At 66.9% G+C, this 14586-nt stretch carries 17 protein-coding genes; 2 read left to right on the top strand and 15 right to left on the bottom strand.

The genetic code is table 11. The features are described 5' to 3' along the window. Nucleotides 1-235, top strand: a 235-nt coding sequence (locus AC5Y36_RS23650) for a hypothetical protein (RefSeq protein ID WP_500043402.1), incomplete at its 5' end; no start/stop codon positions are given. A gap of 9 nt (nt 236-244) precedes the next feature. Here AC5Y36_RS23650 and murA read toward each other — a convergent pair. Further along, nucleotides 245-1498 (bottom strand): UDP-N-acetylglucosamine 1-carboxyvinyltransferase, encoded by a 1254-nt coding sequence (murA, locus tag AC5Y36_RS23645; RefSeq protein ID WP_500043401.1) that lies wholly within the window; start codon nt 1496-1498, stop codon nt 245-247. Between the two features lie 58 nt (nt 1499-1556). Here murA and AC5Y36_RS23640 point away from each other — a divergent pair, with 58 nt between their 5' ends. After that, nucleotides 1557-2129, top strand: a complete 573-nt coding sequence (locus AC5Y36_RS23640) for a cob(I)yrinic acid a,c-diamide adenosyltransferase (protein WP_500043400.1) — start codon at nt 1557-1559, stop codon at nt 2127-2129. A gap of 14 nt (nt 2130-2143) precedes the next feature. On the opposite strand, the gene AC5Y36_RS23635 is transcribed toward AC5Y36_RS23640, so the two are convergent. The 14 genes from AC5Y36_RS23635 to prfA all read right to left on the bottom strand — a co-directional run bounded on the left by AC5Y36_RS23635 (nt 2144) and on the right by prfA (nt 14543). Continuing rightward, complete coding sequence (locus tag AC5Y36_RS23635) at nt 2144-2587, bottom strand: DUF2550 domain-containing protein (RefSeq protein WP_500043399.1); 444 nt, start codon at nt 2585-2587, stop codon at nt 2144-2146. A gap of 12 nt (nt 2588-2599) precedes the next feature. After that, nucleotides 2600-2965, bottom strand: a complete 366-nt coding sequence (locus tag AC5Y36_RS23630; RefSeq protein WP_500043398.1) for a F0F1 ATP synthase subunit epsilon — start codon at nt 2963-2965, stop codon at nt 2600-2602. Nucleotides 2966-3004: 39 nt separating this feature from the next. Further along, the gene (gene atpD / locus AC5Y36_RS23625; protein WP_500043397.1) at nt 3005-4453 is read right to left on the bottom strand and encodes a F0F1 ATP synthase subunit beta; all 1449 of its coding nucleotides are present in this window, start codon (nt 4451-4453) and stop codon (nt 3005-3007) included. A gap of 24 nt (nt 4454-4477) precedes the next feature. Then, entirely contained in the window at nt 4478-5398 is a 921-nt protein-coding gene (locus tag AC5Y36_RS23620; protein ID WP_500043396.1) for a F0F1 ATP synthase subunit gamma, read from the bottom strand. Between the two features lie 6 nt (nt 5399-5404). Continuing rightward, nucleotides 5405-7051: a F0F1 ATP synthase subunit alpha gene (atpA, locus tag AC5Y36_RS23615; RefSeq protein WP_500043395.1), complete on the bottom strand. Its 1647-nt coding sequence runs from the start codon at nt 7049-7051 to the stop codon at nt 5405-5407. 55 nt (nt 7052-7106) lie between these two features. Further along, entirely contained in the window at nt 7107-8447 is a 1341-nt protein-coding gene (locus tag AC5Y36_RS23610; protein ID WP_500043394.1) for a F0F1 ATP synthase subunit B/delta, read from the bottom strand. A gap of 6 nt (nt 8448-8453) precedes the next feature. After that, nucleotides 8454-8987, bottom strand: coding sequence for a F0F1 ATP synthase subunit B (locus AC5Y36_RS23605; protein ID WP_500043393.1), 534 nt, complete (start codon nt 8985-8987; stop codon nt 8454-8456). Between the two features lie 9 nt (nt 8988-8996). Next, a complete protein-coding gene (locus AC5Y36_RS23600) occupies nt 8997-9242 on the bottom strand; it encodes a F0F1 ATP synthase subunit C (protein ID WP_014816976.1) in 246 nt (81 codons plus the stop codon). A 65-nt stretch (nt 9243-9307) separates the two neighbouring features. After that, nucleotides 9308-10069 (bottom strand): F0F1 ATP synthase subunit A, encoded by a 762-nt coding sequence (gene atpB, locus AC5Y36_RS23595; protein ID WP_500043392.1) that lies wholly within the window; start codon nt 10067-10069, stop codon nt 9308-9310. After that, nucleotides 10062-10511 (bottom strand): ATP synthase subunit I, encoded by a 450-nt coding sequence (locus AC5Y36_RS23590; RefSeq protein ID WP_500043391.1) that lies wholly within the window; start codon nt 10509-10511, stop codon nt 10062-10064. The genes atpB and AC5Y36_RS23590 overlap by 8 nt, the downstream gene beginning before the upstream one ends. Nucleotides 10512-10736: 225 nt before the next feature. Beyond that, nucleotides 10737-11954 carry a glycosyltransferase family 4 protein gene (locus tag AC5Y36_RS23585; RefSeq protein ID WP_500043390.1) on the bottom strand — a complete coding sequence of 406 codons (1218 nt, stop codon included), beginning with the start codon at nt 11952-11954 and terminating at the stop codon, nt 10737-10739. Nucleotides 11955-11965: 11 nt separating this feature from the next. After that, nucleotides 11966-12616: an L-threonylcarbamoyladenylate synthase gene (locus tag AC5Y36_RS23580; RefSeq protein ID WP_500043389.1), complete on the bottom strand. Its 651-nt coding sequence runs from the start codon at nt 12614-12616 to the stop codon at nt 11966-11968. Then, a complete protein-coding gene (gene prmC, locus AC5Y36_RS23575; protein ID WP_500043388.1) occupies nt 12613-13464 on the bottom strand; it encodes a peptide chain release factor N(5)-glutamine methyltransferase in 852 nt (283 codons plus the stop codon). Before prmC ends, AC5Y36_RS23580 begins: the two co-directional genes overlap by 4 nt. 2 nt (nt 13465-13466) lie before the next feature. Further along, complete coding sequence (prfA, locus tag AC5Y36_RS23570; protein WP_500043387.1) at nt 13467-14543, bottom strand: peptide chain release factor 1; 1077 nt, start codon at nt 14541-14543, stop codon at nt 13467-13469. Nucleotides 14544-14586: the final 43 nt, after the last annotated feature.

Raw genomic sequence — 14586 nt, 5'->3', positions numbered from 1 at the left:
AGGCCAATTCAGAAAAATCCCGAAAACAACAGGTCAAAAAACTGACCAAAAAACACCACACCCAGAAAGCACGGGGGTACCCCCAGGCACGGCAAAAAAACAACAACAAACAAAAACCACCAAACACACTATTGAGTTCTCAAACAACACACCCGGTTTTCAGGCAACCCTGCCACTGTACTCCAGGGCCTGGGCCGAGTCAACTCCCGGGGCCGGTTCCGGCCCGGGCTGTTGACGCTTGGGACTATCCTACCCTCTCGATTTCGGCGCCCAAACTGGCCAGGTTCTCCACGAACAACGGGTAGCCCCGATCGATGTGGAAAACGTCGTGGACCTCGGTTTCTCCGTCCGCCACCAGGCCCGCCAACACCAGGCCGGCGCCGGCGCGGATGTCCGATGACCACACCGGCGCGCTCGAGAGTTGCGGGATGCCGCGCACCACCGCATGGTGACCGTCGGTGCGGGCGTCGGCACCCAGTCGCACCATCTCCTCGACGAAGCGAAACCTCGCCTCGAACACGTTCTCGGTGATCATCGAGGTGCCATCGGCGATCGAGGCCATGCCGATCGCCATCGGCTGCAGGTCGGTCGGGAATCCGGGAAACGGCAAGGTGGCGACATTGACCGCCTTGGGCCGCTCGTACTGCACGACCCGGAAGCTGTCCTCTGTCTGGGTGACGGTGGCGCCCGCGTCGTGCAGCTTGTGCAACACCAGTTGAAGGTGGGCGGGATCGATGCCGGTCACCTCGATGTCGCCGCGCGTCATCACCGCCGCGATGGCCCAGGTGGCGGCGACGATGCGGTCGCCGATCACGCGGTGCTCGGTCGGGTACAGCCGGGGTACCCCGGTGATGGTCAGCGTCGGCGAGCCGGCACCCTCAACCTGTGCGCCCATCTGGTTCAACATGGTGCACAGGTCCACCACATCGGGCTCGCGTGCCGCGTTGTGGATGGTGGTCACGCCCTCGGCCAGTACCGCGGCCATCAGGATGTTCTCGGTTGCCCCCACCGACGGGAACTCGAGTTGAATCTCCGCACCGCGCAACGTGTCTGCGTGGGCAACCACACAGCCGTGCTCGATGTTGCAGGTCGCGCCCAACTGCCGCAGGCCCGCCTGGTGCATGTCGAGTGGCCGCGACCCGATGGCGTCACCGCCGGGCAGCGCGACCCTGGCCCGTTTACATCGGCCCACCAGCGGGCCCAGCACACAGACCGAGGCCCGGAACTGGCGTACCGCAGCGAAGTCGGCGTCGTACTTCAGTTCGTCGGGCGATGTGATGCGTACGGTTGAGCCTTCGAGCTCCACGGTGGCACCCAGTCCGCGCAGCACCTCGGCCATGAACGGGACGTCGAGGATGTCCGGGCAGTTGGTGATGGTGCTGGTGCCTTCGGCCAACAGTGCCGCGGCCATCAGCTTGAGCACGCTGTTCTTGGCGCCGCCGACAGCCACTTCGCCGGATAACCGAGCACCCCCGGTCACCACGAAACGCTCGCTCACGCGGGTCAGTGTAGTGAGCCGGATCGCCAGTGTCAGTCGGACCGGTACGGTCGTGGCCATGGCAGTGCATATCACCCGCGTGTACACCCGAACCGGCGACGACGGGACCACCGGGTTGAGCGATTTCTCCCGGGTCTCCAAAACCGATGCCCGCCTGGTGGCCTACGCCGATTGTGATGAGGCCAACGCCGCCCTGGGCGTCGCGGTGACACTGGGCAACCCCGATGCCGCGGTGCGCGAGGTGCTCCTGCAAATCCAGAACGACCTTTTCGATGCGGGCGCGGATCTTGCCACCCCGGTGGTGGAGAACCCGAAATACCCGCCGTTGCGCATCACCCAGTCCTACATCGACCGACTGGAAAAGTGGTGCGACGAATACAACGAGAACCTGGCGCCGCTGAACTCCTTCATCCTGCCCGGCGGCTCACCTCTGGCGGCACTGCTGCACGTGGCCCGCACGGTGGTCCGACGGGCCGAGCGGGCGGCGTGGGCGGCGATCACCAGCCACCCCGAGGACACCCATGTGTTGCCGGCCAAGTACCTGAACCGGCTCTCGGACCTGCTGTTCGTGCTGTCGCGGCACGCCAACCCGAACGGCGATGTGCTGTGGAAGCCCGGCGGCGGGGCGTGAGCCCGCGACCGAATCTAGGTGCTGCGCCGCCGCGCCCGCGGTGAGGGCCGGGATTCCAGCCAGGACAGGAACGCGGTGCGCGCACCACGCTCCAGCGCGAGCTCGAACCCCTCCCGGCGATCCTGGGTGGTGTCACGAAGTTCCAGGATCATGATCTCTTCGGTCATGATGTCGAACTCGTCTCCGCGTGGCGACCGCCGAGCCACCACCTCCACGCCGCGGCGGGCGAGCCGACGATCGGGCCACAACCGCACACTGGACAGGCGGTAGAACGCGGCTTCGCCACCGCGATAACGGATCACGCCATGGCGCCATCCGTGTCCCCCTACGGCGGGAATATCGCGCATGATCGCGGCGATACCCCCCTGGCGCAGGTTCCAGAGCCGGTAGCCCAGTGCGGCGACGGCAAGCGACAAGAAGGCGACCAGCACGGCCATGACGATCATGGGCACGTGCATCGGCCACACCTACTAGTCGAGTACGCCCAGGGCGCGCAGCCGGGCCCTGCCCTTGGCTGCGGTCCTCGGATCACCGGATTGCGCGTCGTGACGGGCGGTGGCCTCGTCGATCTCCTCGGGGAAGTCCACCGCCTCGGCGAGGATGCTCACCCCTTCCTCGGTGACCGACAGGAACCCGCCGTGGACCGCGATCCGCAGGTCGTCCTCGTCGTCGCGCTCCACCCGCACCATCGCGTCGTCGACGAGCTCGGCGACCAACGGGATGTGCCGCGGCAGAATCCCGATCTCACCGACCGTGGTCCGGGTGAAGATGAAGCTCGCCTTACCCGACCAGACCTTGCGGTCGACGGCGACGATCTCGACGTCCAGTTCGGCCATCTCATACCACCTTTCGCCTGCGTCGGATGCGAACCGGCATCACAGCTTGGCGCCGAGGCTCTCGGCCTTCTTAGCCAGGTCGTCGAGACCACCGATCAGGAAGAAGGCCTGCTCGGGCAGGTGGTCGAAGTCGCCCTTGCACAGCTTGTCGAACGCCTCGATGGTCTCCTTGAGCGGCACCGTCGAACCAGGCTGACCGGTGAACTGCTCGGCGGCCATCATGTTCTGGCTCAGGAACCGCTCGATGCGTCGCGCCCGGCCCACCAACTGCTTGTCCTCCTCGGACAGCTCGTCGATACCGAGGATCGCGATGATGTCCTGAAGGTCCTTGTAGCGCTGCAGGACTCGGATGACCTCCTGGGCCACGCGGTAGTGCTCGTCGCCGACGATGGCCGGGTCGAGGATGGTCGAGCTGGACGCCAGCGGGTCCACGGCGGGGAAGATGCCCTTGGAGAACACCGCCCGGGACAGCTCGGTGGTGGCGTCGAGGTGCGCGAATGTCGTCGCCGGCGCCGGGTCGGTGTAGTCGTCGGCGGGCACGTACACGGCCTGCATCGAGGTGATGGACCGGCCACGGGTCGAGGTGATGCGCTCCTGCAGCTCACCCATCTCGTCGGCCAGCGTCGGCTGGTAACCCACCGCCGAGGGCATCCGGCCCAGCAGGGTGGAAACCTCGGAACCGGCCTGGGTGAACCGGAAGATGTTGTCGATGAACAGCAGCACGTCCTGGCCCGCCTCGTCGCGGAACCACTCGGCCATGGTCAGCGCCGACAGCGCCACCCGCATACGGGTGCCGGGCGGCTCGTCCATCTGGCCGAACACCAACGCGGTGTCCTTGAGCACGTTGGCGTCGGCGAGCTCGACCCACAGGTCGTTGCCCTCACGGGTGCGCTCCCCCACGCCGGCGAACACCGAGGTACCACCGAAGTTGCGGGCGATACGGTTGATCATCTCCTGGATCAGAACCGTCTTGCCCACGCCGGCGCCGCCGAACAGGGCGATCTTGCCACCACGCACATACGGGGTCAGCAGGTCGACGACCTTGAGGCCGGTCTCCAGCATCTCGGTGCGCGGCTCAAGCGCGTCGAAGGCCGGGGGCTTGCGGTGAATGCCCCAGTGCTCGAAGTCTTTCCCGTAGCCGGGCTCGTCGAGGCAGTGACCCAGCGCGTTGAACACGTGGCCCTTGACGTCGTGACCGACCGGCACCGAGATCGAGGCGCCGGTGTCGCTGACCGCGACGCCGCGCACCAGGCCGTCGGTGGGCTGCATCGAGATGCAGCGCACCAGGTTGTCACCCAGGTGCTGGGCGACCTCCAGGGTCAGCGTCTTCGCCAGCGCCTCGAAGGTGACCTCCGCGTGCAGCGCGTTGAACAGTTCCGGCACGGCGCCCCGTGGGAACTCGACGTCGACCACGGGTCCGGTAATCCGCACCACGCGGCCGTTGGTGTCGGCGCCTTTGGCGGCGGCCGTTTCAGCGGTAGCAGTCATGATCTTCTTCGCTTCCTTAGGGGCTTACCTGGCGTCGGCCAGCGCGTTCGCGCCGCCGACGATTTCGCTGATTTCCTGGGTGATCTGGGCCTGACGCTCACGGTTGGCTTCCAGCGTGAGCGCCTTGATCAAGTCGTCGGCGTTGTCGGTGGCCGACTTCATCGCCCGCTGGCGCGACGCCAGCTCCGAGGCCGCGGAGTCCAGCAACGCGGCGTACACGCGGGTGGTCAGATACCGCGGTAGCAGCGACTCGAACAGCGTCGTCGCATCCGGCTCGAACGAGTACAGCGTGCGGGGACCGGTGTCCTCGCCGACGTACTCCACCAGCATCGGGGCGATCCGGCGTGCCTCAGCCGACTGCGACAACATCGAGCGGAACTCGGTGGCCACGATGTGCAGTTCGTCGACACCCAACGCACCGTCGCCGCCTGGATGGTCGCCCTCGTCGTCGGCCCCGGCGACGAACGCCTCCACCAACGTCGAAGCGATGCCCGCCGCGTCGTCGTAGCTGGGCCGCTCAGAGAACCCGGTCCACGACTCGGTCACCTTCCAGTTGCGGAAGGAATAGTAGCTCAACGCCTTTCGGCCGACGACGTAGAGGACCGGCGTCTTACCCTCTTCACGCAGCAGCGAGAAGAGCTCCTCGGCGCGGCGGAAGATGTTGGCGTTGTAGGCACCACACAGACCGCGGTCGGAGGACACCACCAGCACACCGGCCCGCTTGGGTTCGCTGCGCTCGACCAGCAGCGGGTGATCCAGTGCGGCCTCGGCGGCCAGTGTGGTGAGCAGCCGGGTGATCTCGACGGAGTAGGGCCGGGCCGCTTGCAGCCGGGCCTGCGCTCGGCCGATACGCGAGGTGGCGATCAGCTCCTGCGCCTTGGTGATCTTCTTGATCGCCCCGGCGGAGCGGATGCGCCCCCGCAGTTCGCGAAGTGTGGCAGCCATGGCGCGTTACTTCTTCTTGGGCGCCGGCTTGTGGACCTGCACCGCTTCCTTGCCGAGCTTGCCTTCGTCGAGTGCCTCGACGTGCGCGTCGGGAACCACCGAGCCGCCGCCGGTTGCGGCGAAGCCCTTCTTGAACTGGTTGACGATCCCTTCAAGCCGCTCGGCGGCCTCATCGGAGAGCTTCTTGGACTCCCGGATCTCGGTCAGCAGGTCGCCCTCGGAAGCCTTGACGTGGTCGATGAACTCGGCTTCGAAGCGGCCGATGTCCTCGACCGGCACCGAGTCCAGGTGACCGCCGGTGCCCAGGAAGATCGAGACCACCTGCTCCTCGACCGCCATCGGCTGGTACTGCGGCTGCTTGAGCAGCTCGACCAGTCGCGCACCGCGCTCCAGCTGTGCCTTGGAGGTCGCGTCCAGGTCGGATGCGAAGGCGGCGAATGCCTCCAGCTCGCGGTACTGCGACAGGTCCAGACGCAGCGACCCGGCCACCTCTTTCATGGCCTTGATCTGGGCGGCACCACCGACACGGGACACCGACACACCGACGTTGATGGCCGGGCGGACACCCTGGTTGAACAGGTCGGTCTCCAGGAAGCACTGACCGTCGGTGATAGAGATGACGTTGGTCGGAATGTAGGCCGAGATGTCGTTGGCCTTGGTCTCGATGATCGGCAGGCCGGTCATCGAACCGCCACCGAGCTCATCGGACAGCTTCGCGCAGCGCTCCAACAGCCGTGAGTGCAGGTAGAACACGTCACCCGGGTAGGCCTCGCGGCCCGGCGGGCGGCGCAGCAGCAGCGAGATCGCTCGGTAGGCCTCGGCCTGTTTGGTCAGGTCGTCGAACACGATCAGCACGTGCTTGCCGCCGTACATCCAGTGCTGGGCGATCGCCGAACCGGTGTAGGGGGCAAGCCATTTGAAGCCGGCGGAGTCCGACGCGGGGGCGGCGACGATGGTGGTGTAGTCCATCGCACCACCCTCTTCGAGTGCGCGCCGCACACTGGCGATGGTGGTGCCCTTCTGCCCGATGGCCACGTACACGCAGCGCACCTGCTGCTGCGGGTCACCGGTCTCCCAGTTCTGACGCTGGTTGAGGATGGTGTCCACGCAGACGGCGGTCTTGCCGGTCTTACGGTCACCGATGATCAGCTGGCGCTGGCCACGGCCGATCGGGGTCATGGCGTCGATGGCCTTGATACCGGTCTGCAGCGGCTCGCTCACGCTTTGACGCTGGACCACCGACGGGGCCTGGATCTCCAGTGCGCGTCGGGTTTCCGCGGCGATCTCGCCGCGTCCGTCGATCGGCTGACCGAGCGGGTTGACCACACGGCCCAGGAAGGCGTCTCCGACCGGAACCGAGAGCACCTCACCGGTGCGCTTGACCTGCTGGCCTTCTTCGATGTTCTCGAAGTTGCCCAGGATGACCGCGCCGACGCCGTGCTCATCGAGGTTGAGCGCCACGCCGAGGACACCGCCGGGGAACGCGAGCAGCTCCTGGGTCATCACCGACGGGAGCCCCTCGACGTGCGCAATGCCGTCGCCGGCGTCGATGACGGTGCCGACCTCCTCGCGGGCGGTGTCGGAGGTGAAGGAGCCTACGTACTCCTCGATCGCCCCCTGAATGTCATCAGCGGAGATTGTCAACTCTGCCATGGCTTCTCGTCTTCCTGCCTTCTAGGTTGTGCTCGTTAAGTCGAATAGGTTCGCATCAGTCGGGCAGCTGGGCGCGCGCGGCGGTGAGACGAGCGGCCAGCGTGCCGTCGATCACCTCGTCGCCCACCGAGATCGACAGCCCGCCCAGCAGGGAGGGGTCGATCTGCATCTGCACCGTCACCGGATGTCCGTAGATACGGCTCAACACCGAGGTGAGCCTGCTCTGTTGGGCATCGGTGACCTCCGCCGCCGCACCAACGTGGGCGACCACCTCGCCGCGGCGGGCCACTGCCACCTCGGCCAGGTTCAGTACCGCCTGCGCGGCGTGTTCGCCACGCAACAACCGGACGGTCTGGGACAGCAGCGCCACCGCGATCGGGTTGGCCCCACCGCTCGAACTGTCGAGTACCTTGCGCAGCAAGGCAACCCGGCCGTCGGCGGGAGTCGAGGTCTCGCTGAGCAGGGTGTCCAGCCGCGGCTCGGCGTCCAGCACGCGGGAGACCCGGAACAGCTGGTCCTCGACCTCGTCGACCTGTCCGGCACGTTCGGCGCGCACCAGCAATGCCAGCCGGGCCACGTGCTCGATGGCGTCGACCAGGTCGGTGTTCGCCGACCACCGCTCGGTGACCGCCGCGGTGACCAACTCCAGTGCGGGGGCCGCGACTTTGCCGGTAACCAGCCGCTGCACCAGCCGGACCCGGGGGGCCGGGTCGTCGCCGGGCTGCGTCAGGTACCGGGTGACGACGGTCTCGGTGTCCAGCAGACGGGCGACCGCGGCCAGATCGTCGGACAGCGTCGTCAGACCCTGCTCGTCGAGCCCGGGTGCCACCTGCTCGAACCGTGCGGCCAAGCCGGCCAGAGCGACCCGGCTGGCGGAGCGCATCCTGGCCAGCAGCGGGTTGGCGACCTCGGCTTCCGACGGCGCCATCGCGTCCAGTTCGTCGAGGAAACGGTCGACGGTGGCCGCCTGCCGCCCCTGGTCGCTGACGTGGTCGCGCACCAACTCTCCGGCACGCCGCACGGATTCGTCGCCGAGGTCCGAGCGCAGTTCGCGGATCAGCTGTGCGCGTAGCAACTGCACCTGCGCCGCACCTTGCACCTTGATGCGCTCCACCTCGGCGTCAGCCTGCGCGCGGAGTTGCACGGCGAGGCGTTCGGCGTCCGCGTTGGCCTCCTCAGTCACCCGCTGCGCCTCGGTCTTGGCCCGCTCCACGGCGGCGGTGTGGGCCTGGTCGGCTTCAGTCAGCCGCTTGGCTGCCGCGGCCGCTTCCGCCAGTTGATCCCGCACCGACTGCTGCTGCGCGGCCATCAGATTGCGCACCGGCGGCACGACAAAGCGCCAGGCCAGCCACAGAATGACCGCGAAGCCTACGAGTTGTCCGATGAACGTCGACATGATCCGCTACCGCCCTGTGCTGTCCGAGGTTGCCGCGGCCGCCGTCGAGCTGACGTCTATCCCGAGGATTCTGCTGGCCAGGGAGGACGACAACGTGTCCACCCGGGCCCGCAGGTCCGCGGCGACGGCGTCGCCTTCCTGCTTGAGTTGATCGCCGGCGCTTTGCAGAGTGGCGGCCACCTCGGTGTCCGCCCTGCCACGCATGTCCTCCAGGACCGCGCGGCCCTGCGCCCGGGCTTCGTCGCGCACCGCCGAAGCCTGGACTCGCGCTGCCGACATCTGCTGCTCGTAGTCGGACTCGGCGGCTGCGAACTGCTCGGCCGACTTCTTGTTGTCGGCCATGGTCTTGGTGACCATGTTCTCGCGCTCCCGCAGCACCTTCGTGATCGGCGGCACGACGAAGGTGCCGATCACACCGAGCACGATCAAGAAGATGATCAGCACGGCGAAGAAGGTGCCGTTCGGGATGAGGAAGTTCTTGGTGCCGCCTTCCTCGGCTGCCTGGCTCACAGCCAGGACGGTTGCGCTCAAGTCACCCATCGCAGCGGATTACTTGACCGGGGTGGCGAAGACGAACAGCGCCATGAACGCCAAGTTGATGAAGTAGGCCGCCTCGACCAGACCCACGGTGATGAAGAACGGGGTGAACAGTCGACCCTGGGCCTCGGGCTGCCGGGCGATACCGGAGATCAGCGCGTTACCGGCGATACCGTCACCGATACCGGCACCGATCGCGCCGCCGGCCATGATCAGTCCGCCGCCGATGAGGGCGCCGGCCGCGATTGTGGGGTTCATTGCATTTCCTCCTTGCTGTCTGGTAGCGGTCTACCAGGTCTGTCGTTGTGGTGGTCGGGGTGGTCTTAGTGGTCGTGGTCTTCTTCGAGCTCCATCGCTTGACTGAAGTACAGGATGGTCAGTAGCGCGAAGATGAAGGCCTGGATCAACCCGACGAACAGGTCGAAGGATTTCCAGATGGCGTTCGGCGCCCACATCACGTACGGCGGGAACAGCGCGATCAGCCCGACCAGGATGCCGCCGGCGAAGATGTTGCCGAAAAGACGGAGCGACAGCGAGATCGGCTTGGCCAGCTCTTCGACGATGTTGATCGGTGCCAGCACCGCGACGTGGCCCTTGAGCAGCTTCACCGGGTGTCCGATGATGCCGCGGCGCTTGAACCCGGCCGCGTGGTAGCAGATGAACACGAACAGGGCCAGCGCCAGCACATAGTTGATGTCCGCAGCCGGAGGAGCGAACAACTCCTTGGCGCTGCCGGCGTCGTCCGAGTACTGCAGCGGCAATACCGAGAGCCAGTTGGAGACCAGGATGAAGACGAAAATGGTGACGGCCAACGGCAACACGAACGGAGCGATCTTCATCCCGATCGCGCCCTCGATCTGGTTGCGCATCTGAATGGTGATCGCCTCGAAGAACAGCTGCACGCCGCCCGGCACCCCGGTGGAGGTCACCTTGGCCCGCAGGAACAGCGCCAGGGCGATCACGATCACCGCGGCGATCCCGGAGGCCATGATGGTGTCGATGTTGACTTCACCGAGCAGCGGCCAGACCGCGGTCTCATGGTGGCCGACCTCGATGGCACCCTCGGCCAGGATCGTCTCAGTCATTTGCCGTCCCTTCCGCGCCGGACTCTGACGCTTGTGCGCGGAGCTTTTTTACCACTGGCAGTGTGGTGGTCAGCACCAGCACCACCTCGAACAGTGCCAACCCGAAGAGCGCACCGATTCCGCCGTACTTCTGGAAGACGACCACGATCGCCAACCCGATGACCGTGATGACCAGCAGTCGGGCGGCCGAGTTCAACGCCATCTTCTGCTTGAGCGGATGAGCCTCGGCGGTGATCTTCAGCGCCGACCGCCGGATCAACAGGGCGTTGCCCAAGCCGAGCGCCAACCCCACCCCGAAGAAAACACCGAACATCGGCTGACCGAATTGCGCGGCTGCGGCGATCGCCACGGCGGTCGAAACAATGCAGATGAGCAGCAGCCGAACCGGCTGGAATACCACCGAGGGCAACACCAACGGCGCGTCTTGCGCTGGTGTCGTCACCGCTTCACCTCAATCCCCGCGTTCCTGAGTGCCGCTAGCGTGATCACTGCACGACGCGCCGAGCGTACCGGACGGCACAGAGCGTGCTGAAACCACTCAAGGGCTGCTCCCTTTGTCGGACGTTCGTCGGTACCGATCGGCTGTCACACCGATGGTGCCGAGGCCGGCAACCCGCGAGGTTTTTTCGGGTTCTGCCAGCACCGTACCACATGGTAGACGCCTCTACTACTGTTCGTCGTAGAGCTCGTTGTTGCCGCGTATCAACGGGATCACCGTCACCACAACCGCGACGACAATCGCCCCCAACATGACCGCTCCGGTGTAGCGGGGATCGAAGAAGATTGTGCTCGCGGTACCGAACGCGACGATGCCCACCCACAGGTAGATAAGTAGCACCACCCGACGGTGCGAGTGGCCGATCTGCAGCAACCGGTGGTGCAGATGCATCTTGTCCGGACTGAACGGGCTCAGCCCCGCGCGGGTGCGCCGGATGATCGCCAACAGCATGTCCAGGGCGGGCACGAACATCACCGCCACCACCAACAGGAACGGCGACAGCAGAGCAAACACGTCGCGGGCGCCATAGGCGCTCTGCGAGATCGGCCCGGCGGCCGTCGTCGACGCAGCGGCCAGCATCAAACCGATCAGCATCGAGCCCGAGTCGCCCATGAAGACCCTGGCACGGTGAAAGTTGTGTGGCAGGAAACCCAGACAGGCGCCGGCCAGGACCACCGAGATCACCGCCGGCGGGTAGAACAGCACGTCCCCGCCGTGGTCACGAAGCAGCCCCACCGAGAAGATGCAGATCGCCAGCGCGGTGATCAGGCCCAGCCCGGCGGCCAGCCCGTCCAGGCCGTCGACGAAGTTCATCGCGTTCACGATGGACACCGTCAGCGCCAAGGTGAGCAGGATCGAGGAGGCCTGATCCAGCACGATGGTGCCGACGCCGCCGATCGGTATGTAGAGCACGCTCCAGGCGACGCCCATGGTGACCAGCACGCTGGCCGCGGTGATCTGGCCGGCGAACTTGGTCAGCGCGTCCAGGCCCCATTTGTCGTCGAGCAGGCCGACGATCAGGATCAGCCCGCCGGCAACCAGCACGGCCGGCATACCGGAGGTATAGACGAAGCCCCGGGTGAGCGCGGGAAGCTGCGACGCCAGAAAGACCGCGGCGACCACGCCGAGGTACATCGCCAGCCCGCCCATCCGCGGCGTCGGCTCCACATGCACGTCGCGGTCGCGGGGAAACGCCACCGCCCCCAGCCGGGTGGCCAGCACCCGTACCGGACCGGTGGTGAAGTAGGTGATGATCGCCGCGGTCAACCCGACCAGGGCCAGCTCCCGCAACGGGACACCGGCACCGCGCTCGGATAGCGCGAGCAGACCGCCCGCCAGGTTGTCCAGGCAGTGCACGTCGCTGAACACGGTGCGACCGTACTGCACCGGCGTTCCGATCAGCTCGTCAGCCCGGCGGGGTCCACGCCGAGCACGGAGCCGATGGCGTCGGCGCTGACCGGTCCGGGTCGCAGGATCCGCGGCGCCGGCCCGGTGAGGTCGACGATTGTGGAGGCCGCCTGTTGCGGCGACGGTCCGGCATCCAGGTAGACGTCAGCGCGATCACCGAGCTGGCGGCGCGCCTCTGCGGCATCGACCGCCGGCGGCTGACCCGACACGTTGGCGCTGGACACCGCCATCGGTCCCACTTCGCGCAGCACTTCGATGGCGACCGGGTGTAGCGGCATCCGCAGCATCACCGTGCCCCGAGCGTCCCCGAGGTCCCACTGCAGTGACGGCGCTTGGCGCACTACCAGGCTCAACGCACCTGGCCAGAACGCGCGAATCAGTTCCCGGGCGGTGTCGGGCACCGCGACGACCAGACCCTCAATGGTGTGCCAGGACCCGACCAGCACGCCGACCGGCATGTCCCGGCCACGGCCCTTGGCTGCGAGCAGCGCGGCCACTGCGGCGCTGTCGAACGCGTCGGCGCCGATCCCATAGACGGTGTCGGTGGGCATCACCACCAGGCGGCCGCTGCGCAGCGCACTTACCGCGGTGGCGATGCCCTGCGCACGCTGGTCGGGGTCGCCACAGTCGAAGTCACTCAATCGCGCACCTCCCCCATCCGCCGCGCCGTTACGAATCGGTCGCGACCCGCCAGGTCCCGCCTCGGCGTCATGCTATCGAAACACCCTGTGTTGCGGATGGTTTCGACCGTCAACGCCGACGTGGTGTCGTCGTGTTCAACGGCGAACAGCCCGCCTGGACGCAGCCAGCGGCCGGCGGTCGCGGCCACCGCTGTGATCACCAGCATCCCGTCCGGCCCGCCGAACAAGGCACGCGACGGATCATGCTGGGCCACTTCGGGGTCCAGTTCCGCACCGTCGGGAATGTAGGGCGGGTTGGACACCACCAGGTCAACTCGGCCGTCGAGTTCGGGCAGCAGTCCCGGTGTCTTGGCGTCGGCGCACACCAGCTCCACCGCGGTGCCCGCACAGTTGCGGCGGGCGTAGCCCAGTGCAGCCTCGGAGTCCTCGATGGCCAGCACCCGGGCACTGGGCCAGTGTCGGGCCAGTGCGATGGCCAAGGCACCCGATCCGGTGCAGACATCGACGATGACCGCCTCTGATGGAAGCTGTTGGGTCGTAGCCCATTCCAGGATGGACTCCGTTTCCGGGCGTGGGATGAACACCCCGGGACCCACCTGCAGGGTGAGCGGTCCGAACGCGGCGGTGCCGGTGAGGTGCTGCAGCGGCACCCGCTGCGAACGCAGGCTCACGACATCGCGGTAGCGGGCGAAGAATGCGTCGTCGGGCGGGTCGGCCAGCAGCAGCCGGGCCCGGTCGACGCCCGCCAGGTGGGCGGCCAACTCCTCGGCGTCGTATCGCGCCGAGTCGATCCCTGCCGCGGCGAAAACTGCTGCAGCGGAGTCGATCGCGTCCCGCAGCCGGGTCATGGCTACGTCCCCTGCTGCAGCCGGGATTCTTTATCGGCGGCGGCCAGGGCGTCGAACATCGCGTCGAGGTCGCCGTCGAGAACCTGGTCGAGGTTGTGCGCCTTGTAGCCGATCCGGTGGTCGGTGATGCGGTTCTCCGGATAGTTGTAGGTGCGGATGCGTTCGCTGCGGTCCACGGTGCGGATCTGGCTGGCCCGGTCTGCCGAGGCGTCGGCCAGCGCCTGCTCCTCGGCCAACGCCTGCAGGCGGGCGGCCAGCACCTGCAGCGCCCGGGTTTTGTTCTGCAGCTGGGAACGTTCGTTCTGGCAGGTCACGACGATGCCGGTGGGCAGATGGGTGATGCGGACCGCCGAGTCGGTGGTGTTGACCCCCTGGCCGCCCTTCCCCGACGACCGGTAGACGTCGATGCGCAGATCCGATTCGTCGATAGCGACCTCGGCGACCTCCTCGGGTTCGGGGTAGACCAGTACCCCCGCGGCCGAGGTGTGCACCCGCCCCTGGGATTCGGTGACCGGCACCCGCTGGACCCGGTGTACCCCGCCCTCGAACTTCATCCGCGACCACACCCCGTCGGCAGTGTCGCCCTTGCTCGCGATGGTCAGGGTGGCGTCCTTGTAGCCGCCCAGGTCCGAGGTGGTCTCGTCGAGCAGCGTCACCTTCCAGCCCTGGCGTTCGGCGTAGCGGATGTACATCCGGGCCAGATCGGCGGCGAACAACGCCGATTCCTCGCCGCCCTCACCGGATTTGACCTCGAGCACGATGTCGTCGGCGTCGTGCGGGTCGCGCGGGGCGAGCATGTCGGTGAGCTGGGTGTCCAGTTCGGCCACCTTGGCTTCCAGCTCGGTGACCTCCTCGGCGAACGAGTCGTCGTCGGCGGCAAGTTCCCGCGCAGCCTCCAGGTCGCCGCGCGCGGATTCCAGTTTGCGGTAGGCGGCGACGATCGGCGCCACCTGCGCGAATCGCCGGCCCACCTTGCGGGCGTCGGCGGGATTGTTGTGCAGATTCGGGTCGGCGAGCCGACCTTCGAGTTCAGCGTGTTCGGCCAGCAACGCGTCGATCGTCCGCACGCCCTGCGTCATCTACACCCTCCGAACACAAAACGACGCCCGGCCTGCGCGGTCC

The sequence above is a fragment of the Mycobacterium sp. NGS50 genome, from assembly GCF_059812545.1.
Note: the sequence above shows the minus strand (reverse complement) of the source record. Positions and strands in the feature narration are given on the sequence as shown.

Coding starts and splice junctions, on each gene's coding strand:
- AC5Y36_RS23640 (WP_500043400.1), top strand. CDS start 1,557: ATGGCAGTGCATATCACCCGCGTGTACACCCGAACCGGCGACGACGGG.
- AC5Y36_RS23635 (WP_500043399.1), bottom strand. CDS start 2,587: ATGCACGTGCCCATGATCGTCATGGCCGTGCTGGTCGCCTTCTTGTCG.
- AC5Y36_RS23630 (WP_500043398.1), bottom strand. CDS start 2,965: ATGGCCGAACTGGACGTCGAGATCGTCGCCGTCGACCGCAAGGTCTGG.
- atpD (WP_500043397.1), bottom strand. CDS start 4,453: ATGACTGCTACCGCTGAAACGGCCGCCGCCAAAGGCGCCGACACCAAC.
- AC5Y36_RS23620 (WP_500043396.1), bottom strand. CDS start 5,398: ATGGCTGCCACACTTCGCGAACTGCGGGGGCGCATCCGCTCCGCCGGG.
- atpA (WP_500043395.1), bottom strand. CDS start 7,051: ATGGCAGAGTTGACAATCTCCGCTGATGACATTCAGGGGGCGATCGAG.
- AC5Y36_RS23610 (WP_500043394.1), bottom strand. CDS start 8,447: ATGTCGACGTTCATCGGACAACTCGTAGGCTTCGCGGTCATTCTGTGG.
- AC5Y36_RS23605 (WP_500043393.1), bottom strand. CDS start 8,987: ATGGGTGACTTGAGCGCAACCGTCCTGGCTGTGAGCCAGGCAGCCGAG.
- AC5Y36_RS23600 (WP_014816976.1), bottom strand. CDS start 9,242: ATGAACCCCACAATCGCGGCCGGCGCCCTCATCGGCGGCGGACTGATC.
- atpB (WP_500043392.1), bottom strand. CDS start 10,069: ATGACTGAGACGATCCTGGCCGAGGGTGCCATCGAGGTCGGCCACCAT.
- prmC (WP_500043388.1), bottom strand. CDS start 13,464: ATGACCCGGCTGCGGGACGCGATCGACTCCGCTGCAGCAGTTTTCGCC.
- prfA (WP_500043387.1), bottom strand. CDS start 14,543: ATGACGCAGGGCGTGCGGACGATCGACGCGTTGCTGGCCGAACACGCT.